This window comes from Bradyrhizobium sp. 186 (assembly GCF_023101685.1).
Taxonomy (GTDB): Bacteria; Pseudomonadota; Alphaproteobacteria; order Rhizobiales; family Xanthobacteraceae; genus Bradyrhizobium.
In genome coordinates this window covers 7,310,582-7,332,947 of record NZ_CP082164.1, presented here as the reverse complement: position 1 = coordinate 7,332,947, position 22,366 = coordinate 7,310,582, and the positions used below count along the sequence as shown (strand labels likewise).

21 protein-coding genes are annotated in these 22,366 nt (G+C 64.2%); 20 read left to right on the top strand and 1 reads right to left on the bottom strand.

Features of this window, described 5'->3' with window-relative positions; all coding sequences use genetic code 11:
* The first annotated feature begins 47 nt into the window (after positions 1 to 47).
* The 4 genes from IVB18_RS35395 to IVB18_RS35380 all read left to right on the top strand — a co-directional run bounded on the left by IVB18_RS35395 (position 48) and on the right by IVB18_RS35380 (position 6,670).
* Positions 48 to 1,598, top strand: coding sequence for a wax ester/triacylglycerol synthase family O-acyltransferase (locus IVB18_RS35395; protein ID WP_247984929.1), 1,551 nt, complete (start codon positions 48 to 50; stop codon positions 1,596 to 1,598).
* 10 nt (positions 1,599 to 1,608) lie between these two features.
* Complete coding sequence (locus IVB18_RS35390) at positions 1,609 to 2,604, top strand: alpha/beta hydrolase (protein WP_247984928.1); 996 nt, start codon at positions 1,609 to 1,611, stop codon at positions 2,602 to 2,604.
* 130 nt (positions 2,605 to 2,734) lie between these two features.
* Positions 2,735 to 5,965, top strand: coding sequence for a cytochrome P450 (locus IVB18_RS35385; RefSeq protein WP_247984927.1), 3,231 nt, complete (start codon positions 2,735 to 2,737; stop codon positions 5,963 to 5,965).
* 30 nt (positions 5,966 to 5,995) lie between these two features.
* Positions 5,996 to 6,670: a spermidine synthase gene (locus IVB18_RS35380; RefSeq protein ID WP_247984926.1), complete on the top strand. Its 675-nt coding sequence runs from the start codon at positions 5,996 to 5,998 to the stop codon at positions 6,668 to 6,670.
* Here the strand turns inward: IVB18_RS35380 and IVB18_RS35375 are convergent.
* Positions 6,667 to 7,587: an alpha/beta hydrolase gene (locus IVB18_RS35375; protein ID WP_247984925.1), complete on the bottom strand. Its 921-nt coding sequence runs from the start codon at positions 7,585 to 7,587 to the stop codon at positions 6,667 to 6,669. The genes IVB18_RS35380 and IVB18_RS35375 overlap by 4 nt on opposite strands.
* 176 nt (positions 7,588 to 7,763) lie before the next feature.
* Here IVB18_RS35375 and IVB18_RS35370 point away from each other — a divergent pair, with 176 nt between their 5' ends.
* The 16 genes from IVB18_RS35370 to IVB18_RS35295 all read left to right on the top strand — a co-directional run bounded on the left by IVB18_RS35370 (position 7,764) and on the right by IVB18_RS35295 (position 22,366).
* Positions 7,764 to 8,147: a hypothetical protein gene (locus IVB18_RS35370; protein ID WP_247984924.1), complete on the top strand. Its 384-nt coding sequence runs from the start codon at positions 7,764 to 7,766 to the stop codon at positions 8,145 to 8,147.
* Positions 8,144 to 9,226, top strand: coding sequence for an alpha/beta fold hydrolase (locus IVB18_RS35365; protein ID WP_247984923.1), 1,083 nt, complete (start codon positions 8,144 to 8,146; stop codon positions 9,224 to 9,226). The genes IVB18_RS35370 and IVB18_RS35365 overlap by 4 nt, the downstream gene beginning before the upstream one ends.
* Positions 9,223 to 9,816 carry a GNAT family N-acetyltransferase gene (locus IVB18_RS35360; RefSeq protein WP_247984922.1) on the top strand — a complete coding sequence of 198 codons (594 nt, stop codon included), beginning with the start codon at positions 9,223 to 9,225 and terminating at the stop codon, positions 9,814 to 9,816. The genes IVB18_RS35365 and IVB18_RS35360 overlap by 4 nt, the downstream gene beginning before the upstream one ends.
* 202 nt (positions 9,817 to 10,018) lie before the next feature.
* The gene (locus IVB18_RS35355; RefSeq protein ID WP_247984921.1) at positions 10,019 to 10,474 is read left to right on the top strand and encodes a phasin; all 456 of its coding nucleotides are present in this window, start codon (positions 10,019 to 10,021) and stop codon (positions 10,472 to 10,474) included.
* 165 nt (positions 10,475 to 10,639) lie between these two features.
* Complete coding sequence (locus IVB18_RS35350; protein WP_247983422.1) at positions 10,640 to 11,821, top strand: IS110 family transposase; 1,182 nt, start codon at positions 10,640 to 10,642, stop codon at positions 11,819 to 11,821.
* 566 nt (positions 11,822 to 12,387) lie between these two features.
* Positions 12,388 to 13,674 (top strand): DUF445 domain-containing protein, encoded by a 1,287-nt coding sequence (locus IVB18_RS35345; protein ID WP_247984920.1) that lies wholly within the window; start codon positions 12,388 to 12,390, stop codon positions 13,672 to 13,674.
* 187 nt (positions 13,675 to 13,861) lie between these two features.
* Positions 13,862 to 14,632 carry an alpha/beta hydrolase gene (locus IVB18_RS35340; protein ID WP_247984919.1) on the top strand — a complete coding sequence of 257 codons (771 nt, stop codon included), beginning with the start codon at positions 13,862 to 13,864 and terminating at the stop codon, positions 14,630 to 14,632.
* Between the two features lie 216 nt (positions 14,633 to 14,848).
* Positions 14,849 to 15,715, top strand: a complete 867-nt coding sequence (gene paaX, locus IVB18_RS35335; protein ID WP_247984918.1) for a phenylacetic acid degradation operon negative regulatory protein PaaX — start codon at positions 14,849 to 14,851, stop codon at positions 15,713 to 15,715.
* 76 nt (positions 15,716 to 15,791) lie between these two features.
* The gene (paaA, locus tag IVB18_RS35330; RefSeq protein ID WP_247984917.1) at positions 15,792 to 16,784 is read left to right on the top strand and encodes a 1,2-phenylacetyl-CoA epoxidase subunit PaaA; all 993 of its coding nucleotides are present in this window, start codon (positions 15,792 to 15,794) and stop codon (positions 16,782 to 16,784) included.
* A gap of 10 nt (positions 16,785 to 16,794) precedes the next feature.
* On the top strand, positions 16,795 to 17,082 hold the full coding sequence (gene paaB / locus IVB18_RS35325; RefSeq protein ID WP_008136594.1) for a 1,2-phenylacetyl-CoA epoxidase subunit PaaB: 288 nt from the start codon (positions 16,795 to 16,797) through the stop codon (positions 17,080 to 17,082).
* On the top strand, positions 17,082 to 17,858 hold the full coding sequence (gene paaC, locus IVB18_RS35320; RefSeq protein WP_247984916.1) for a 1,2-phenylacetyl-CoA epoxidase subunit PaaC: 777 nt from the start codon (positions 17,082 to 17,084) through the stop codon (positions 17,856 to 17,858). Before paaB ends, paaC begins: the two co-directional genes overlap by 1 nt.
* A complete protein-coding gene (paaD, locus tag IVB18_RS35315) occupies positions 17,852 to 18,355 on the top strand; it encodes a 1,2-phenylacetyl-CoA epoxidase subunit PaaD (RefSeq protein WP_247984915.1) in 504 nt (167 codons plus the stop codon). The genes paaC and paaD overlap by 7 nt, the downstream gene beginning before the upstream one ends.
* Before the next feature lie 2 nt (positions 18,356 to 18,357).
* On the top strand, positions 18,358 to 19,440 hold the full coding sequence (gene paaE, locus IVB18_RS35310; protein WP_247984914.1) for a 1,2-phenylacetyl-CoA epoxidase subunit PaaE: 1,083 nt from the start codon (positions 18,358 to 18,360) through the stop codon (positions 19,438 to 19,440).
* A 55-nt stretch (positions 19,441 to 19,495) separates the two neighbouring features.
* Positions 19,496 to 19,945 carry a hydroxyphenylacetyl-CoA thioesterase PaaI gene (gene paaI, locus IVB18_RS35305; protein ID WP_247984913.1) on the top strand — a complete coding sequence of 150 codons (450 nt, stop codon included), beginning with the start codon at positions 19,496 to 19,498 and terminating at the stop codon, positions 19,943 to 19,945.
* A 33-nt stretch (positions 19,946 to 19,978) separates the two neighbouring features.
* Positions 19,979 to 21,310 (top strand): phenylacetate--CoA ligase PaaK, encoded by a 1,332-nt coding sequence (paaK, locus tag IVB18_RS35300; RefSeq protein ID WP_247984912.1) that lies wholly within the window; start codon positions 19,979 to 19,981, stop codon positions 21,308 to 21,310.
* A gap of 51 nt (positions 21,311 to 21,361) precedes the next feature.
* On the top strand, positions 21,362 to 22,366 hold the full coding sequence (locus IVB18_RS35295) for a zinc-binding alcohol dehydrogenase family protein (RefSeq protein ID WP_247984911.1): 1,005 nt from the start codon (positions 21,362 to 21,364) through the stop codon (positions 22,364 to 22,366).

Genomic DNA, 22,366 nt, shown 5'->3' with positions numbered 1-22,366 from the left:
CGAGAAGCGCCGCTCAAGGCGCCCGTCAAGACTCTCGGGAGGGAACCATGGCCGACGGTAAGAAGCTGTCGTCGCTGGATGCGTCATTTCTCTATCTGGAAACGCCGGAAATGCCGATGCATGTCGGAAGCATGGCGATCTTCCGACTGCCCGACGACTACAAGGGCGTCTTCTTCGAAGACTTCAAGGCGATGATCGTCTCGCGCCTGCACATCGCGCCGATCCTGAAAGCGCGCCTGGAGAAGGCCCCGCTCGACATCGACCATCCCTCCTGGGTCGAGGACGACCAGTTCGACATCGACCGCCATATTTTCCGCGCCAGCCTGCCCGCGCCGCGCGACCGCGCCACGCTGGAGCGCATCGTCGGCTGGATGCATGCAAAGCTTCTCAACCGCGCCCGCCCGCTCTGGGAGTTCTACGTGTTCGAGGGCATGAAGGACAACGAGGTCGGGCTCTATTCCAAGATGCACCATGCCGCGATCGATGGCGGCGCCGGTGCGGCACTGACCAACATGATCTACGACATCTCGCCGATACCGCGAAAGGTCGATCCGCCGACGGCAGGCGCCAGGACGGGGCAGGAACCGCGCGACATCGCGGCGACCCTGCTCGATTCCTATCAGCAGCTCCTAAGCCAGCCGCTCAACGCCACGCAGGCGGCCAAGAACCTGCAACTGCCGCGGACCGGCAAGAGCGATATCGGTTCGATCCTGTTCGACAATGCGATGTACCAGATCGAGAGCGCGGTGCGCTTTGCCGGCAACATCCCGACCGTCATCAAGAGCGTCTCCGACGTGCTCGGCAAGGTCGCGGATCCCAAGTCGCGCGAGAGCCTTGTCAGCATGGTGTCGCCGCCGACCATGCTGAACAAGTCGATCTCGTCCGAGCGCAGCTTCGCTGGTGTCTCGATCCCGTTGTCGCGGGCGAAGGCGCTCGCCAAGCAGGCCGGCGGCAAGCTCAACGACGTGGTGCTGGCACTCGCCTCCGGCGTGGTCCGGCGTTACCTCAAGGAGTACAGCACGCTGCCGGCGAAATCGCTGACCGCGGCCGTGCCGATCTCGCTGCGCGAGGAGGGCAACACCGAGGCCAACAACCAGGTGTTCGGTATGATCTGCTCGATCGCGACCAACATCGACGATCCCAAGGCGCGGCTGGAGGCGATCATCGCGCAGTCGACCAAGTCCAAGGAGATGTCGCATCCCTTGCGCGCGCTGATGCCGCAGGTCTCCAACATCTCGATGTTGGGCGCGCCGATGATGATGCAGATCCTGGCGCTGCTCTACAGCCGCTCGAACCTGTCGGACGTGTTGCCGCCGGTCGCCAACATCACCGTCTCCAACGTGCCGGGGCCGCGGCAGACGCTCTACGCCGCGGGCGCCGAGCTCCTGCACATGTTCCCGGTGTCGATCTCGACACACGGGCAGGCGCTCAACATCACCGTGCAGAGCTATCGCGACCAGCTCGATTTCGGTTTCATCGTCGGTGCCAACATCATCCCGCACGTGCAGGTGATGTGCGAGATGCTGCCGGAGGAGTTTGCCGCGCTGGAGGCGGTCTACGCACCGCCCGCCGCGGACATCAAGGGCGCCGCTGAGTAGGAATGGTTCGATGATTGAAATGCCACCACTCAAGTTCGTGCAGACGAACGGAATCCGTATGGGCTACTACGAGGCGGGCCCGGTCACCGACAAACCACCGATGGTGCTCTGTCACGGTTGGCCGGAACTCGCCTTCTCGTGGCGCCACCAGATCAAGGCGCTGAGCGAGGCCGGCATCCGGGTGATCGCGCCGGACCAGCGCGGCTATGGCGCGACCGACCGGCCCGAGCCGGTCGAGGCCTACGACATCGAGCACCTGACCGGCGACCTTGTCGGGCTGCTCGATCATCTCAACATCGACAAGGCGATCTTCGTCGGTCACGACTGGGGCGGCTTCATCGTCTGGCAGATGCCGCTCCGGCACATCGACCGGGTTGCGGGGGTGATCGGCATCAACACCCCTCATACCAACCGTGCCTGGGCCGATCCGATCGAGCTGCTGCGCACGCGCTTCGGCGACAAGATGTACATCGTGCAGTTCCAGGATCCGGCGCGTGAGCCCGACAGGATCTTCGGTAGCCGCGTCGAGCAAACCTTCGATGCGTTCATGCGCAAGCCAGCGCCGCGCCCGCCCGACGCGCCGGCAGAGGAAGTGGTTGCCGGCGTCGGCGCTTCGCCGCGGGTCAATCTGGCGTTTCCGCAGATGATTGCCGCCTATGACGCGAAGCATGATCCGCGTACGCCGATCCTGTCGCCGGAAGAGAAGAAGGTGTTCGTCGACAATTTCACCAGGACCGGCTTTACCGGCGGCATCAACTGGTACCGCAACATGTCGCGCAACTGGGTGCGCGCCGAAGGGCTCGATCATACGGTGCGCGTGCCGTCGCTGATGATCATGGCCGAGAACGACGCGGTGTTGCCGCCGTCTTCCGCTGATGGCATGGACAAGCTGATTCCAGATCTCGAAAAATATCTGGTCCGCGACAGCGGCCATTGGACGCAGCAGGAGAAGCCGGAAGAGGTCAGCGCCAAGCTGATCGAATGGCGTAGAAGGCGGTTTGGGTGACGACGCAGTCGTCGGTGTGAGTTGCAACGTCGTTCCGGGGTGGTCGGCAGGACCTAACCCGGAACCTCGAGATTCCGGCTTCGATGCTGCGCATCGCCCCGGAATGACGACCAGGGGGATACGCACGTCAATGTCATCCAAGAACCGACTGGACCCGATTCCGCAGCCGCCGACCAAGCCGGTGGTCGGCAACATGCTGTCGCTGGATTCGGCCGCGCCGGTGCAGCATTTGACCCGGCTAGCCAAGGAGCTCGGGCCGATCTTCTGGCTCGACATGATGGGCTCGCCGATCGTCGTCGTCTCCGGTCATGATCTCGTCGACGAGCTCTCCGACGAGAAGCGTTTCGATAAGACGGTGCGCGGTGCGCTGCGCCGCGTGCGCGCGGTCGGCGGCGACGGTTTGTTCACCGCCGACACCAACGAGCCGAACTGGACCAAGGCGCACAACATCCTGCTCCAGCCCTTCGGCAACCGCGCCATGCAGTCCTACCACCCGAGCATGGTCGATATCGCCGAGCAGCTCGTGAAGAAATGGGATCGGCTCAATGCCGATGACGAGATCGACGTCGTCCACGACATGACTGCGCTGACGCTCGACACCATTGGCCTCTGCGGCTTCGACTACCGTTTCAATTCGTTCTACCGGCGCGACTACCACCCCTTCGTCGAGTCGCTGGTGCGCTCGCTCGAAACCATCATGATGACCCGCGGCCTTCCGTTCGAGCAGCTTTGGATGCAGAAGCGGCGCAAAACGCTGGTCGAAGACGTCGACTTCATGAACAAGATGGTCGACGAGATCATTGCCGAACGGCGCAAGGGTGCGGAGGCGATCGACGACAAGAAGGACATGCTGGCTGCGATGATGACCGGCGTCGACCGCTCGACCGGCGAGCAGCTCGACGACGTCAACATCCGCTACCAGATCAACACGTTCCTCATCGCGGGGCACGAGACCACCAGCGGCCTGTTGTCCTGCACGCTCTATGCGCTGTTGAAGCATCCGGACATTCTGAAGAAGGCCTATGACGAGGTCGACCGCGTCTTGGGCCCCGACGTCGACGCCAGGCCGACCTATCAGCAGGTGACGCAGCTCGCCTACATCACGCAGATACTGAAAGAGGCGCTGCGGCTGTGGCCGCCGGCCCCGGCCTACGGCATCTCGCCACTCAAGGACGAGACCATCGGTGGCGGCAAATACAAGCTCAGGAAGGGCACCTTCACCACGATCCTGGTGACGGCGCTGCATCGCGATCCCTCTGTCTGGGGTCCGAACCCGGATGCCTTCGATCCCGAGAATTTCAGCCGCGAGGCAGAGGCCAGGCGGCCGGTCAACGCGTGGAAGCCGTTCGGCAACGGTCAGCGCGCCTGCATCGGCCGCGGCTTTGCGATGCATGAAGCGGCACTGGCGCTCGGCATGATCCTCCAGCGCTTCAGGCTGGTCGACCATCGGCGCTACCAGATGCACCTGAAGGAGACGCTGACGATGAAGCCGGACGGCTTCAAGATCAGGGTTCGCCCGCGTGCGGATCGCGAGCGCCGCGCCTATGGTGGGCCTGCCATGACAGCGACGAGCGCCGGCACCACGGCACCGCGTGCGACTGCACGGCCCGGACACAATACGCCGTTGCTCGTGCTCTACGGTTCCAATCTCGGCACGGCGGAAGAGCTGGCGACCCGCGTCGCCGATCTCGCCGAGGTCAACGGCTTTGCCAGCAAGCTCGCGCCGCTCGACGACTATGCCGGTGAGTTGCCGGAGGAGGGCGGCGTCCTGATTTTCTGCGCCTCCTACAACGGTGCGCCGCCGGACAACGCCACGCAATTCGTCAAATGGCTGCACGGCGACGCAGTGAAGGATGCGCTTTCGAAAGTGCGCTACGCCGTGTTCGGCTGCGGCAACAGCGATTGGGCCGCGACTTACCAGTCCGTGCCGCGATTTATCGACGAGCAGCTCGCGGCTCGTGGCGCGCGCGGCGTCCTTGCGCGCGGCGAGGGCGATGCAAGGAGTGATCTCGACGGCCAGTTCGAGGAATGGTTTGCCGCGCTCGCGCCCGCGGCCGTGAAGGAATTCGGGCTCTCCTCGAACTTCAGCCGCAGCGCCGATGACGAGCCGCTCTACAACGTCGAGCCGGTCGCGCTCGGTGCCGTCAACGCGATCGCGGCCCTTGGCGGCGCCGTCGCGATGAAGGTGCTCGTCAACGACGAGCTTCAGAGCAAGAGCGGGCCCAATCCATCCGAGCGCTCAACGCGGCACGTCGAAGTGCAGTTGGCGCAGGGCGTGAGTTACCGCGTCGGCGACCATCTCAGCGTGGTGCCGCGCAACGATCCCGCGCTGGTCGACGCCGTCGCGCGCCGCTTCGGCTTCCTTCCGGCCGACCAGATCAGGTTGCGAGTCGCCGAGGGACGCCGCGCCCAACTGCCGGTCGGCGACAGCGTCTCGGTCGGCCAGTTGCTGACCGATTTCGTCGAGCTTCAGCAGGTCGCGACGCGAAAACAGATCCAGATCATGTCGGAGCATACGCGCTGCCCGGTGACCAAGCCGAAGCTGCTGGCGTTCGTCGGCGACGAGGCGGAGGCCGGCGAACGCTACCGCACCGAAATCCTGGCCAGGCGCAGATCGGTATTCGATCTTCTCGTCGAATATCCGGCGTGCGAGCTGCCGTTCCATGCCTATCTCGAAATGCTCTCGCTGCTCGCGCCGCGCTATTATTCGATCTCGTCCTCGCCATCGGTCGATCCCGCGCGTTGCAGCGTCACCGTCGGCGTGGTCGGCGGTCCCGCCACGTCCGGCCGCGGTATCTACAAGGGCATCTGCTCGAACTATCTCAGCGATCGCCGCGTCGGCGACACGGTCTGCGCGACGGTGCGGGAGACCAAGGCCGGCTTCCGGCTGCCGGATGATTCCTCGGTGCCGATTATCATGATCGGCCCGGGCACGGGGCTTGCGCCGTTCCGGGGCTTTCTCCAGGAGCGTGCCGCGCGCAAGGCAAAGGGCGCCGCCCTCGGCCCGGCCATGCTGTTCTTCGGCTGCCGTCATCCCGACCAGGATTTTCTCTACGCCGACGAGCTGAAAGCGCTGGCGGCCAGCGGCATCACCGAGCTCTTCACTGCGTTCTCGCGCGCGGATGGGCCGAAGACCTACGTGCAGCATCTGCTGGCCGCGCAGAAGGACAAGGTCTGGCCCCTGATCGAGCAGGACGCGATCGTCTATGTCTGCGGCGATGGCGGCAAGATGGAGCCCGACGTCAAGGCTGCGCTCGTCGCGATCTATCGCGAGAAGTCTGGCAGCGCCGCCGGTGCGCGGTGGATCGAGGAACTGGGTGCGAAGAACCGTTACGTGCTGGATGTCTGGGCGGGAGGGTGACCGCCGGCCCGATCGTGCTAAAGCTCAGGCATGATTCCCTGGGAAAAGATCGACACCGCTCCGATACCCGGCTCCGATGGCGAGCTTCGCCTGATGCGCCGGGGCAACGAGTTCTCCATCAAGCTCGGCACCAACGAGCTGATGAACAGCCGCCTGTCAGGCTCGGAGGCTGCACTCGCGACGCTCGCGGCGAAGCAGATCGAGAAGGTCGCAAAGCCGGTCGTCCTCATCGGCGGATTGGGCATGGGCTTTACGCTGCGTGCCGCGCTCGCCGTGCTTGGAAGCAAGGCCAGGATCGTGGTGTCTGAACTCGTCCCGGCAGTGGTCGCCTGGGCTCGGGGGCCAATGACGCAGGTCTTTGGCGACAGCCTCGATGATCCCCGCGTGAGCATCCGGGAAACCGATGTCGCCAAAATCATCCAGGCGCGGCCATCGGCCTTCGACGCCATTCTCCTTGACGTCGACAACGGGCCGGAGGGGCTGACCCGAAAAGGCAACGATGGACTCTATAATTCAACGGGGTTGAAAGCGGCGCGGACGGCGCTGCGGCCGGGGGGTGTGCTGGCTGTCTGGTCTTCGGGACCCAACCCGGCATTCGCCAAGCGCCTCGGCAGCGCAGGTTTCGACGTCAACGAAGTCAACATCCGCGCGACCGGCAGAGGCGGTGGATCGCGCCATGTGATCTGGATCGCGAAGAAGAATTAAGCCGCCTGCGCCGCGGCGCCATGCGCGTGCTTGTCGATGGCCTCGATGATCTCAGGCCAGAACCGCATCGGCAGGGCGTGGCCCATGCCCTCGATCATCAACAGCTTGGCGCCGGGAATCGACGATGCGGTGTCCTTGCCGCCTTCGGGCCTTACCAGCGGATCGACGGTGCCGTGTATGACGAGCGCGGGCGTTTTCACGCTATGCAGCCGCTCCTTGCGGCTGCCGGAGGCGAGCACGGCGCGGAGCTGCCGGCCGACGCCGGCCGGATTGAGCCCGCGCGCAAAGACGCGCTCGGCGCGCTGCGGATCGAGTGCTTCTTCTTCTGGAAAGGAACCGGCGCGCAGCACTTTCCAGGTCTGGCCGAAGCGCACGATGAATTCTTCCTTGCTGCGCGGCGGCGGCGCCATCAGCATCGCGGCGGCTTCGCGGCTGGGCGGGGGTACGCGTGGATTGCCCGTTGTCGACATGATCGAGGTCAGCGAGCGCACGCGCTGCGGAAACGATAGCGTCACTTCCTGCGCGATCATGCCGCCCATGGAGGCGCCGACCAGATGCGCGGACTTGACGCCGAGCACGTCCATCAGGCCAACCGTATCCTTGGCCATGTCGATCAACTTGTAGGTTGCGGCAACGGGAATCCTGAGGAGGCGAAGCTTCAGCAGTTCAAGCGGCGTCAGGCGCTTTCCACCGGTCAGATGGCTCGACTTGCCGATGTCGCGATTGTCGAACCGGATCACGCGAAACCCGCGCGCGGCGAGTTGCTCGCAGAATCCGTCGTCCCAGTGGATCATCTGCGCCCCGAGCCCCATGATCAGCAGCAGCGGTTCGGCATTGTTGTTGCCGAAAATCTCGTAGCAGACGTCGATGCCGTTGGCGCGGACGATCTGGGGCGGCTGATGGACGGAGGCGTTCACGGACCGCTCCTCGGAGATGGGTTGCACGACGTCCGTTCTATTGCATGGTTTGCCGCGGCAAAGAAGCCTTCCGCGCGACGCCGGGGCCGCGTCTCGCAGGTTGACCGGCCCGCGACAACGGTGTGGTATGGCGGAAAAAGAAGGGCGCCAAAAGCCCTCGCGAGGTGGAGGACGCAATGACCAATGAGATCAACGACCCTGTTGCCATGTGGCAGAAGATGGTTGGCGAGATGGAGAAGGGGTTCAACTCCTTTGCCAATCAAGCCATGTCGTCACCCGAGTTTTCGCAAGCGATGAACCGGGCCGGCGGCGTTGCTGCAGGTGCTCAGAAGCAGCTCGGCGAGCTGATGGAGAAATATCTGGTCTCGATGAACCTGCCGAGCCGCGAGCAGGTCACCGGCCTTGCCGAGCGGCTGCAAGCCATCGAGGGGCAGATCGGTGAGATCAAGTCGATGCTGAGCCAGATGGCGGCAAGTTCCGGCGTGTCTCAGGGCTCCGATACCGCATTGCGGCCGCCGCGCACCAAGCGCCCGCCGTCTGAGGGCGGAGAGCAGACGTGAATGCACCTACCGGACTAGATTTCGCATCGATCCCGGAACGTATCCAGTCCGAGGTGCAGCGCGCAATCCAGCGCAGCATCAAGGGTGTCGAATATTTCTCGACCTCCGGTCCCTCGCTCGGATCGACGCCGAAGGATGTGCTGCATGCGCGCGGCACGATGAACCTCTACCACTATCGGCCGATGTCCGATGAGATCTACCGCGTGCCGGTGCTGATCGTGATGGCGACCACCAACCGCGGCTACATCCTCGATCTCGTGCCCGGCCAGAGCTTCATCGAGTTTCTGCTCAAGCGCGGCTACGACGTCTACATGCTGGATTGGGCGGCGCCGCGGCCGGAGGAGAAGAGCCTGCGGATGGAGGACTATGTCCTCGACTTCATCCCGGATTGCGTCCGTCGCGTGCAGCAGGATTCCGGCGAGCAGGACGTCTCCGTTATCGGCTATTGCTTCGGTGGGGTGCTGTCGCTGCTCTACGGCTCGATCTTCCAGGACGGGCCGATGAAGAATTTGATCTGCTTCACCACGCCGATCGATTTCCGCGAGATGAAGCTGTTCTCGAATTTCTCCGATCGCCGCTATTTCGACGTCGACCGGCTCGTCGACAGTGTCGGCAACGTACCGCCGGAGATGATTTTGTCCTCGTTCGAGATGCTGCGCCCGGCCTCGCGCACTGTGAGCCAGATCCAGCTCTGGGAAAACATCTGGAACGACGAGTTCGTAAAATCCTACCGGATGTTCGATCGCTGGGCGACCGACACGTTGCCGCTCGCGGGCGAATATTTCCGCACCATCACCAAGGACCTGATGTGGGACAACAAGCTGTTCAACGACACCATGTCGGTCGGCGGCCGTGCGGCGAAGCTCGAGAACATCAAGGTGCCGTTCCTGCACGCGGTGGCCGAGCACGATCACATCGTGCCTTATGACGCGGCAAAACACCTGATCGCGAAGATCGGGTCGGAGGACAAGGAAGAGGTGATGCTGAAGGGCGGTCACGTCTCGCTGGTCGCCGGCGCCAACGCGGTCAAGCGGCTGTGGCCGAAACTGGACTCCTGGCTGGGAAAGAGATCGACATGACTGAGCAGCGTTCCTACCCGCGTCACGTCAAGATCGACGCGGGCGATATCGAGATACGCCTGATGTCGCCGGCGGACGAGGCCGCGGTGCTCGCCTTCGGCAAGGGCCTGCCGTCTCATGATCTGTTGTTCCTGCCGCGCAACATCAGCGAGCCAAAAGTGCTCTCGGCCTGGGTCAAGGAGATCGAACGCGGCGCGATCACGAGCCTGCTCGCGGTGAGGGACGGCAAGGTCGTCGGCTGCGGCACGCTGGTGCGCGACCCGCATTCCTGGTCGCCCCATGTCGGTGAGATCCGCATGGTGGTCGCGTCCGAGGTCCGCGGGAAAGGGGTGGGGAAGGCACTGTCGCAGGAGACCTTTGCGCTCGCGCTCGGCGCCGGCCTCGAAAAGCTCTCGGTCCAGATGACGGTCGACCAGCAGGCAGCCATCGCCCTGTTCGAAAGCCTCGGCTTCAAGGCCGAAGCGCTGCTGCGGGACCATGTCCGGGACGTCGACGGCAAAACCCATGACATCGTCGTGCTCGGCCACAACGTCGCGCAGGTCCAGGCCCAGATGGAGGCCTACGGGCTGCCAGGCGCCGTCCAGCACTAAGGAGCGGCCGTCTGCGGCGTGGGAACCGGACTGACCACAAAGGCAGCATCATGCTTCCTGTTAAAGCTGTTCACGCTTTCGTGATATCGCATCGCAACATGGATATTGCACCGCACAATTAACTATGCCATATAAGCCGTGCCCCGGGCCAACGAGGACGGGGTGAGCCCATAGCTCAAAACAATGAGGATGGAGAGACCCCATGACCACTGAAACCAACACTGCTTTCGAGGGCTTCAAGGACGCGTTCAAGAACATCCAGAACCTGGAAGTTCCCGAGGCCGCCCGCGAGTTCGTCAAGAAGTCTGCCAACACCGCCAAGGACCGTGCTGCCGAGGTTTTCGCCGGCTCCGAGCGCGTGACCGCGGCCATCGAGAATGCTGTGACCGAGTCCGTCACCGAGGCCGGCAAGATCAGCCGCAACATCCAGCAGGCGATCTACCAGGACGCCGATGCGTTCTTCTCGGGCATCGACAAGCTCGCTTCCGCCAAGTCGTTCAGCGAAGCCCTCGAGATCCAGTCGAGCCTGCTCCGCTCGCGCGGCGAAGTGTTCGTCTCGCGCGCCAAGGCGACCACCGACTATCTCGGCAAGCTCGCCGCTGACGGTGCGAAGACCGCTCAGGACAACTTCGCCAAGGCCTACAACAAGACCGCCTGATCGGGCGCCTTCGAGAAACTGAATTTTGAGGCCCGCTTCGGCGGGCCTTGTTTTTTGCGCGGCCGTCATTGTGCGAGGAGCGAAGCGAAGATTCCATGGGGAGTGGATAGCGACCAGGTCTGAGGCCAGACTGAGGTTGCTGACCCCCTCAACCTGGAGACGACGATGTTGCTCGATCATCCTTCCGACGGACCGACCGCTATCCGGACGCAGTTTGGCGCAATTTTTGTGTCTTTGGAACTGAGCCGTTCGACGTGGGTGATTACGTCACTTTCGCCTGGTACGGGCGAGAAGATGTCCAGGCACAGCGTCACGGCCGGCGATACGGCTGAGCTGATGAAGCTGTTTGCGGAACTCAGGCGCAAGGCGGAGGCCAGGACCCGCGAGAGCTATCCGATCATCACGATCCAGGAAGCTGGGCTGGACGGGTTCTGGCTGCACCGTGTTCTGCAACAGAACGGCATTGAGAGCCACGTGGTCGATCCCGCCTCGATTGCGACGTCGCGACGGCGGCGGCGGGCCAAGACTGACAGGCTCGATGGCGAGGCGCTGTTGCGGGCGCTTCTGGCCTACAAGCGCGGCGAGCCGCGGGTCTGTGCGATGGTGGTTGCGCCCTCGCCTGAAGAGGAGGACCGGCGCAGGCTGTGTCGCGAACGAGCGACGCTGATCGCCGAGCGCATCACGCATGTGAACCGGATCAAGGGTCTTCTGTTCGCGCAGGGGATATCCGACTACGTGCCGCTGCGGCGCAATCGGCGGGCGCGGCTTGAGGCCTTGCGCACGGGCGACGGGCGGGAGCTGCCTTCGCATTTGAAGGCGCAGATCGGCCGCGAGCTCGATCGGGTCGAACTGCTTCTGGAACAGATCAAGGCGGTCGAGGCCGCGCGAGATGCTCTGCTGGCCGCAGCCCGGAAGCCTGCAGACAAGAACGCTGCAGACAAGGTCGCGCCGGATCCGGTGGCGATGCTGCTGGCCTTGAAAGGGCTCGGCGCCAACTTTGCGGCCGTGCTCTGGTCGGAGGCGTTCTACCGGCAGTTCTCCAACCGCCGCCAGGTCGCCGCCTATGCGGGGCTTGCGGCGACGCCGTGGCAAAGCGGAGGCATCCGGCACGAGCAGGGCGTGTCGAAGGCCGGCAATCCCAGGCTGCGGACCACAATGATCCAGCTCGCCTGGCTGTGGATACGTCACCAGCCGCAGTCGGCCCTGACGCGCTGGTTCAAGGAGCGAAGCCCGCAAGGCCGCAAGCGCGCGATCGTGGCGCTGGCGCGCAAGCTTCTCGTGACCTTGTGGAAGTATGTCACCGCGGGCGAGACCATCGAGGGGGCCGTGATGAAGCCCGCCGCCTGATCCGGACCGCACCAAGCGGCGTGCTTCGCCGCCCGCGCGCAACGAAAGAACCATAACCCATCTGCCGAGGCCCGATCAGTCTCGGAAGATCCGGGTGGACGAACCGATGGATTGCATGGCTTCAAACGCCGCAACGAAGAATGGCCTCGTCCTCTCGAGCCTGCCCGCCGCAAGCGGAATCGTGGTGCAGTCGCCTTGTGCGACGACCGAATGTGAGTTTGATCTGGCAAGCAACCCAGATCGTCGAACCGGCTCGACCCTTGGATCGCAAATGCGAGGATGGCAGATGCCCTGACAGAACCGCCAACGCGAGGAGCTCCTATCGGCCCAACGCACCAAGCATGATGGCGTGCTCGCTCAACTCAAGGCCAAGCCGCTTCGCGGCGGCCCTAACAGGCCGGCCTTGACTTGATCTGCGCGCGCCATCCTGCAGAACCCGCGGTCGGGACGAAGAGGTGGCTGCAGTCGAACAAAAAGGTGACTGCTCATCCTTGACACACACATTTCCGCGGAAAGATTCTGGATTGCTTCGCTTCGCTCGCAATGACGGGTACTGTGATGCAGTCATGACCCCACCCGGCACCTTCTCCTTCGACACCCCCGCCGACGCCGAACGTGCCGCCGAGCTGCGCCGCGTCAAGGCGCTGGCGGCGCTGGTGCTGGCCTCGACGCTCGCGCTGTTCGTGTTCGCGAAGTGGCTCTTGCCCGTGCATCCCGTGTTCGGCTTCATCGCGGCCTTCGCAGAAGCCGCGACCATTGGCGGGCTCGCCGACTGGTATGCGGTGGTCGCGCTGTTCAAGCGGCCGCTTGGCCTGCCGATCCCGCACACGGCGATCATCCAGAGCAACCAGGCCCGCATCGCCGATAAGCTCGGCGAATTCATCCAGGTGCATTTCCTTGAAGCCGGTCCGGTCGAAGCCAAGCTGATGGAGATCGATTTCGGCTCCTTCGTCGCCGACTGGCTGCGCGACCGCAAGCGCAGCGACGATCTCGCGCGCTTCGCGCTCCGCCTGCTGCCGGAGGCGTTCTCGGCGACGGAAAGCTCCGGCCTGATGACCTTCATCATTCGCCGCGTGTCCTCGCAGCTCCAGGCGATCGACCTCGCGCCGCTCGCCGCCGGTACGCTGCGCGGCTTCGTCGCGGAGGGACGGCACCAGATCCTGTTCGACGATCTCCTGCGTGTGATGCACGATACGTTGTATCAGAAGGAGACGATGGCGATGATCCGCGAGAAGGTGCGCGCGGAATTGCCGACCCTGCTCAGGCTCTATCGTGCCGACAAGTTTCTGGTGAACAAGCTCGTGGCGTCCGCCACCGCCTTCTTCGACGAAGTGCGCGCCGATCCCAAGCATCCGTTTCGCGGTGAGTTCGACCGCATGGTGCTGAGCTTCGTCGACCGGCTCGGCACCGACCAAGCCTATATCGGCCGCATCGACGGCTTGAAGCGCGATCTCCTGGCGCGGCCCGAGCTCGCCGATCTCGCCCGCACCGTGTGGACCAATACGCGTTCCTTCATCGAACGCAGCGCATCGGGCGAGACGCAAGTGTTGCAGCATCATCTCGCCGGTATGTTCGTCGCCGCCGGTGAAGCGCTCGCGGGCGATGCCGAGCTGCGCGGCGAGATCAACAAGGGCCTGGTGACGGTGTTGCGCAGCATCGTCGCCGACCAGAAGAGCGGCGTCTCGACCTTCATCTCCGACCAGGTCAAGTCGTGGAATATGACGCAGTTGATTTCGCTGATCGAAATCAACATCGGGCGCGACCTGCAATACATCCGCTTCAATGGTTCGCTGATCGGCGGGCTCGCCGGGCTCGCCCTTTACTCCGTAGAATTCCTGCTTCGATTGCTGTGACTTTTCCATCACGCCCGTTAGGATTAACGCGCAGGCCTGTTGTCGGGCCGCATCTCTCCCGCTTGAATGTCGGGAACCGGCCGCCTAGCTGATTCATGTTGCGTTGCGGAACGTTCGAGACGCCGGCGTATTGGAATTCATGCCCATTTGCCGGCATCGCGGCCGGAGCCTTTTCAGAGGACAATTGATGACCGCTTCTGCCCAGACGCTGCGTCCACCGTCCCGCACCCTGATGTTTCTGGAGGGGCGCGCGATCCACGAACTCGGCGCATTCCTCGGCGCGCTGCCGCTGCTCAGCCTTGCGCCGCGTGGCGACGGCCATCCGGTCCTGGTGCTGCCGGGACTGGTGGCGTCCGATGTGTCCACGCGTCCGCTGCGTTCGTTCCTGACGAGCAAGGGCTATGCGGTGGCCGGCTGGCGCCAGGGCCGCAACTACGGCCTGCGTCCGGGCGTGCAGGATGCGATGGTTGATCTGATTCACGAGCTCAACGACACCCATGGCCGCAAGATCAGCCTGGTCGGCTGGAGCCTCGGCGGCCTCTATGCGCGCCAGCTCGCCAAGATGATGCCGGAGCGCGTGCGGCAGGTAATCACACTCGGCAGCCCCTTTGCGGGCGATCCCAAGTCGACCAATGCCTGGCGCGTCTACGAATGGGCGAGCGGACTACGTTCCGACGAGGTCGATCCGCGCTTCGGTGGCGAACTCGCCCTGCCGCCGCCTGTCCCGACGACGGCCATCTTCAGCCGCACTGACGGCGTCTGTGCCTGGCAGGGCTGCATGGAGAAATCCGGCACGCAGACCGAGAGCATCGAGGTCGAGAGCAGCCATTGCGGCATGGGCCATCACCCCGCCGCGGTCTATGCGGTGGCCGACAGGCTCGCGCAGAAGGAAGGCCAGTGGCGGCCCTTCGACCGCAGCGGCTGGCGCAGCCTGGTGTATCCCGATCCGCATCGCTAGTTTTTCGCCTCTCCCCGCCTGCGGGAGAGGCCGGAATTTGCGATAGCAAATTCCGGGTGAGGGGGAGTCTCCGCGAGTCCAACTCACGCGGTTTTTGCGGAAGCAGCCCTCACCCCAACCCTCTCCCCGTAAGAACGGGGAGAGGGAGAATAGAGATCCTCGGCGCGTCTCTCGCCTCCATTGTCCCGCCGACACCAAACGCGCTATGCCTCGCACATGGCGCATCCGCTCTCCCGCATCATCGACCAGCTCAAGCGCGAGCCGTCGCGCACCGGCTCCATCGTCATCACCGTGTTCGGCGATGCGATCGTGCCGCGTGGCGGCTCGGTATGGCTCGGCACCCTGCTGAAATTCTTCGAAGGTCTCGACATCGACAGCGGCGTGGTGCGTACGGCGATGTCGCGCCTTGCGGCAGACCGCTGGCTGACGCGCGAAAAAGTCGGCCGCAATAGTTTTTATCGTCTCGCCGAAAAGGGTCGCCAGACGTTTGAAGCCGCCACGCGCCACATCTACGATCCTCCGCCGTCGGACTGGACCGGCCGCTTCGAGCTCCTGCTGATCGGCAATGGCGAGGACCGCGACGCCTCGCGCGAGGCGCTGCGCAACGCCGGCTTCGGCAGTCCGCTGCCGGGTGTGTGGGTCGCGCCCTCCGGCGTCCCCGCGCCGGACGAGGCTGCGGGCGCCATTCGCCTCGAAGTCTCCGCGGAGGATGACAGCGGGCGCCGGCTGCTCAGCGCGAGCTGGCCGCTGGACCGCACAGCGGATGCTTATCTGAAGTTCATGAAGACGTTCGAGCCGCTGCGCGCCGCGATCGGGCGGGGCGCGGATTTGTCCGAGGCCGACGCCTTCACTGCGCGTATTCTCCTGATCCACTACTACCGCCGCGTCGTGCTGCGCGATCCGCTGCTGCCGGACAGCCTGCTGCCGGCGGACTGGCCGGGCCGGGCTGCCCGCGAGCTCTGCGGCGAGATTTATCGCGCGCTGCTTGTGCCGTCAGAGCAATGGCTTGATGGCCATGGAACCAACGAGAAGGGACCGTTGCCGCCGGCGCGGAAGCTTCTGGAGCGCAGGTTCGAGGCTTGATCATTATGTTACAGAAATATCTTGCATGAACTAGTTTTTGTTATATATTGTCTCCCAATAAATCGGGAGGATGCGCATGTATACCCAGGCGCTCAACACGGCCGAGGCCGACGACCGCAACGTCGAGGATGCGGCGCGGGCTGCGCAGTTCCAGGCGCGCATCGATGCCGAGGAGCGCATCGAGCCGAACGACTGGATGCCGGCGGCCTATCGCAAGACGCTCACGCGCCAGATCTCCCAGCACGCTCACTCCGAAATCGTCGGCATGCTGCCCGAAGGCAACTGGATTACGCGCGCGCCGTCGTTGCGCCGCAAGGCCGCGCTGCTTGCGAAAGTGCAGGACGAGTGCGGCCACGGGCTTTATCTCTACGCCGCCGCCGAAACGCTCGGCACCTCGCGCGAGGAGCTGGTCGATGCCATGCTCGCCGGCAAGGCAAAGTACTCCTCGATCTTCAACTATCCGACGCTGACCTGGGCGGACATCGGCACCATCGGCTGGCTGGTCGACGGCGCCGCGATCATGAACCAGATCCCGCTGTGCCGTTGCTCCTACGGCCCCTATGCGCGCGCGATGATCCGCGTCTGCAAGGAGGAGTCGTTCCACCAGCGTCAGGGCTACGAGATCATGCTGACGCTTTGCCGCGGCTCCGACGAGCAGAAGGTAATGGCGCAAGATGCGCTGAACCGCTGGTGGTGGCCGGTCTTGATGATGTTCGGCCCGCCTGATGCCACGAGCCAGCACAGCGACACCTCGACGAAGTGGAAGATCAAGCGCTTCTCCAATGACGAGCTGCGCCAGAAATTCGTCGATGCGACCGTGCCGCAGGCGCAATATCTCGGCCTCGTTATTCCCGATCCCGGCATGATTCAGGATGCCGACGGGCACTGGCGCTACAGCGAGATCGATTGGACCGAGTTCAAGCAGGTGCTCGCCGGTAACGGCCCCTGCAACCGCGACCGCCTCGCCGCGCGGCGCAAGGCGCATGAGGACGGCGCCTGGGTGCGCGAGGCAGCAGCCGCTTATGCCGCGAAGCGTCAGCATCGTCAGACCGCGCAAGCTGCGGAGTAGGAAGATCACGATGGCCACGCCGAACACGCCACTCTGGGAAGTCTTCATTCGCAGCCGCAACGGGCTCGCGCACAAGCATGTCGGCTCGCTGCATGCGAGCGACGCGACAATGGCGCTCCAAGCCGCCCGCGACATCTACACCCGCCGCGGCGAGGGCCTCTCGATCTGGGTGGTGCCGTCGACCGCGATCACCGCAAGCGACCCCGCCGAGAAGGGCATGATGTTCGAACCGGCGGAGTCGAAAATCTACCGGCACCCGACGTTCTATGAAGTGCCCGAAGAAGTGGGGCATATGTGATGCCGATTGCCAACGTCCAGGTTGCTGAGACACCGCTGGCGCTCTACGCGCTGCGGCGCGCCGACGACGCGCTGATCCTCGGCCATCGGCTGTCGGAGTGGTGCGGACACGCTCCGATGCTGGAAGAGGACATGGCGCTCTCCAACATCGCGCTCGATCTCATCGGCCAGGCGCGCGAGCTCTACACTTACGCGGCCAAGGTCGAGGGTAAGGACAATGATGAGGACAGGTTGGCCTACCTCCGCGATGTCAGGCAGTACCGCAACCTGCTGCTGGTCGAGCAGCCGAACGGCGACTTTGCCCAGACTTTAGTGCGGCAGTTCTTCTATTCCGCCTTCGCCGATCTCTACTGGCGCGCGATGATGTCTTCGCGCGATACGACACTTTCCGCCATTGCCGCCAAGTCGGAGAAGGAGAGCGCCTATCACCTGCGCCACGCCTCGGAATGGATCATCCGGCTCGGCGACGGCACGGAAGAGAGCCACGTCCGCGCACAAGCCGCGATCGATCATCTCTGGGCCTTCACCGGTGAGATGTTCGTGGTCGATGCCGGCGAGTGCGGCCTGATCCACGCCGGGATCGCGATCGACCCTGATGTCCTGCGCGGTCGCTGGCTGAAGACCGTCTCGGGCGTCACCGGTGAGGCCACGCTCACGCTGCCGCAGAACAATTGGATGCAGCAGGGCGGCCGGACCGGCCGCCACAGCGAGCATCTCGGTCATCTCCTCAGCGAGCTGCAATCGATGCAGCGTACCTTCCCGGGGCTGACATGGTGACCGTGCTCGACGGCGACACCGAGCTGCGCCAGCGCGCCTGGGACGCTGCATCGAGCGTGGTCGATCCGGAAATTCCGGTGTTGACCATCGCCGACCTCGGCGTGCTGCGCGACGTCATTCTCGACGGCGATCAGATCGAGGTCGCGATCACGCCGACCTATTCGGGCTGCCCGGCTATGAATATGATTGCGCTCGAAATCGAGCTGGCGCTGGAGCGCGCCGGCTTCCGCCAGCCGAAAGTGCACACCGTGCTGTCGCCGGCCTGGACCACCGACTGGATGAGCGAGGAGGGACGCCGCAAGCTGCACGCCTACGGCATCGCGCCGCCGCATGCCTCAAGCTCGCGGCGTGCGCTGTTCGGCGAACAGGCGGTTGCCTGCCCGCAATGCGGCTCGAACAATACCGAGCTGCTGTCCGAATTCGGCTCGACCTCCTGCAAGGCGCTCTGGCGCTGCAAGGCCTGCCGCGAACCTTTTGACTATTTCAAGTGTCATTGACCATGTCCGCAGCCGCACCGCGCTTCCATCGCCTGGCCGTCAACGGTCTCCGCCGCGAGGCCTCCGACGCGGTGTCGATGACGTTCGCCATCCCATGCGATCTCGCCAACGACTATCGCTTTACGCCAGGCCAATACCTCACGCTTCGCACCACGCTCGACGGCGAGGAGGTGCGACGCTCCTATTCCATCTGCTCCGGGCCGGACGATGACGAACTCCGCATCGCCGTGAAGAAGGTCGACGGCGGCGCGTTTTCGAGTTGGGCAGCCGACGAACTGAAATGCGGTGACGAGCTCGACGTGATGACGCCGACGGGTCGCTTTGGCGTGGTCCCGGCAGCCCATACCGCGCGTATCCATGTCGGCTTCGCCGCGGGCTCCGGCATCACGCCGATCCTGTCGATCGTGAAGGGCGTGCTGGCGCGCGAGCCGGAGAGCCGGTTCTTCCTGTTCTATGGCAACCGCGCGACGGACAATATCATGTTCATCGAGGCGCTCGAGGAGCTGAAGGATCGCTTCATCGATCGCCTCGCGATCTTCCACGTCATCTCGGGCGAGGAGCAGGACATCCCGATCCTGCATGGCCGGCTCGACGGCGACAAGGTGAGGGTGCTGCTGCGGTCACTGGTGCCGGCCGCAAGCGTCGATCATGTCTTCATCTGTGGTCCCCTTGGCATGAGCGAGGAGATCGAGGCGACCTGCCGCGAGATCGGCATCGGCGAAGATCGCATTCACGTGGAACGTTTCGTTTCCGAGTTCGGCGGCAAGCCGCGGCCGAAGAAGATCGTTGCTCCAGATGAGCCCCCGAAAGCGATCGCGTCCCTGATCATCGACGGCAAGCGCCGCGACGTTCCCGTCGCCGAGGACGAGGCGATCCTCGATGCTGCGCTGCGCGCCGGGGTCGATCTGCCCTTCGCCTGCAAGGGCGGCATGTGCTCGACCTGCCGCGCAAAGCTGGTCGAGGGCGAAGCGCCGATGGATATCAACTACTCGCTGGAGCCCTGGGAGCTGAAGGCCGGATTTGTGCTGACCTGCCAGGCCAAGCCGTCGTCAGAGCGGGTGGTGGTGGACTACGACCACGTTTGACAGCTTGAAACAACCAGCAGAACATCATGTGCAAACATTCGGCCGGGAGAAGCGCGTGAACGTCAAAGCCGCCTTGTCGCCTCAGGATGTTGCCCGCGCCTGCGCCGATGCGATGTGGGCCGAGGATGGCGCCTCGAAAGGCCTCGGCATGGAGATCGTCGAGATCGGCCCGGGCTTTGCGACGCTGGCGATGAATGTGCGGTCCGACATGGTCAACGGCCAGCGCATCGCCCACGGCGGCTTCATCTTCACGCTGGCCGATTCCGCCTTCGCTTTCGCCTGCAATTCGCACAATGAGCGCGTGGTCGCAGCGCAGGGGCAGATCACCTTTATCAAGCCGGGCAAGCTCGGCGATCGCCTCATAGCAAAAGCGCGCGAGGTAACGCGCAGCGGCCGCTCCGGCATCTACGACGTGCGCGTCACCGCCGACGACACGGTCATAGCCGAATTCCGTGGGCATTCGCGTGTCATTCCCGGCACGTGGCTGCCGACGCAGGATCAATAAAAAAGAACAAACCGATGATGCGGGGAAACGAGGATGGTTCTAACAAAGCGCAAGGAAGGTGGCACCGCCTATCGTGCCGAGATGGATGCGCATGAGCGCGCGTCGCGCGATGAGATCATGGCGCTCCAGACCCAGCGCCTTGCCTGGTCGCTGAAGCATGCCTACGACAACGTCGCGCATTATCGCAAAGCTTTCGACCAGGCCGGCGTGCACCCGTCCGGCTTTCGCGAGCTGTCCGATCTCGCAAGATTTCCCTTCACGGTGAAGACGGATCTGCGCGACAACTATCCTTTCAACATGTTCGCCGTGCCCCGTGAAAAGCTGGTGCGCGTGCATGCCTCCTCCGGCACGACGGGCAAGCCGATCGTCGTCGGCTACACGCAGGCCGACATTGACACCTGGTCGGAGGTGATGGCGCGCTCGATCCGTGCCGCCGGCGGCCGCACCGGCATGATCATCCACAATGCCTATGGTTATGGCCTGTTCACCGGCGGGCTGGGCGTGCACTACGGCGCGGAAAGGCTCGGCTGCACGGTGGTGCCGATCTCGGGCGGCATGACCGAGCGGCAGGTTCAGCTCATCAACGATTTTCGTCCCGACATCATCACGGTGACGCCGAGCTACATGCTGGCGATCCTCGACGAGTTCAAGCGCCAGAAGCTCGATCCGCGCCAATGCTCGCTCAAGGTCGGCATATTTGGCGCCGAGCCCTGGACCAACGCCATGCGCGCCGAGATCGAGGACGCCTTCGACATGGACGCGACTGACATCTATGGCCTCTCCGAAGTGATCGGCCCGGGCGTCGCGCAGGAGTGTATTGAGACCAAGGACGGTCTGCACATCTGGGAGGATCATTTTTACCCGGAAGTGATCGACCCCGAGACCGGCGCGGTGCTGCCCGACGGCGAGAAGGGCGAGCTGGTCTTCACCTCGCTTACCAAGGAAGCCTTCCCGGTGATCCGCTATCGCACCCGCGACCTGACGCGGCTGTTGCCGGGCACGGCACGGCCGGGCATGCGGCGCATGGAGAAGGTGACGGGGCGCTCGGACGACATGATCATCCTGCGCGGCGTCAACCTGTTCCCGACCCAAATCGAGGAGGTGCTGCTCGCGACAGACTGGTGCGGCGGCCACTTCATCCTCGAACTGACGCGTGAAGGCCGCATGGATGAATTGACCATCATCGCGGAGGCGCGGCCCGAGAGCTGGGACGGCCGGGGGCTCATCGACCATGCGGACCGTGTCAGCACGCATATCAAGAACACCATCGGCATCACCGCCAGGGTGCAGGCGGTTGCGCCGGCCACGCTGGAGCGCTCGCTCGGCAAGGCCAGGCGGCTCTACGACAAGCGGCCGAAGGATTGACTTGACTTCCCGTAAGGGGGACAAGGCCGACGAGAAATCGTGGGCCATTCGATGTCTGTAGCCGATACCAAGACCGTCGAGGCGCGTTGCGTGCGCTTCAATGCCAAGGCCGAGAACGCGACCGCGCTCGCGCCGGTCGTCGAGCGTCATGCGCTCGCCCGCGGCGTCAACGACGTTCTGATCGAGGTGAAGGCCGCGGCCGTCAATCCGTCCGACGTCAAGGCGGCGACCGGCCTGATGCCTTATGCCGTATTCCCCCGCACGCCGGGCCGCGACTACGCCGGCGTGGTGATCGACGGGCCGGCCGGCATGGTCGGCCGCGAAGTGTTCGGCTCCTCGGGCGATCTCGGCATTCGCCGCGACGGCACGCACGCCACCCATCTCGTGGTCGAGGCCGATGCGGTGGTGGAGAAGCCGAAGAGCGTCTCCTGGGAGGAGGCCGCCGGCATCGGCGTTCCCTTCGTCACCGCCATGGAAGGTTTCCGGCGCGCGGGCCTGCCGAGGCGGGCTGAGACCGTGCTGGTGATGGGCGTCAACGGCAAGGTCGGCCAGGCGGCGGTGCAGATCGCGACCTGGCAGGGCGCGCGTGTCATCGGCGTGGTCCGCAAGGCGGAAACCTATGAAGGCCACAGCAATGCGCCCATCGAGGTGATCGACGCGTCCGCCACCGATGTCGCCACGCGCGTGTGCGAAGTGACCGGCGGCAAAGGGGCCGACATCGTCTTCAACACCGTTGGCGACCCCTATTTCCAGGCCGCGCACAAGTCGCTGGGCTTACGCGGCCGCCAAATCCTGATCGCCGCGATCGACCGCATCGTGCAGTTCAACATCCTCGAATTCTATCGGGGGCAGCACACTTACGTCGGCATCGACACGCTCGGCCTGCCGTCGGCGGCGACGGGCGCGGTGCTGCGCGAGCTCGGGCCCGGCTTTGCGAGCCGGTATCTGAAGCCTTTTCCGATCAAGACGAATGCGATCTATCCGCTGGAGCGCGCCAAGGAGGCATATGTTGCGGTCGCCGGTTCGTCGCGCGATCGCGTGATCCTGAAGCCGTAA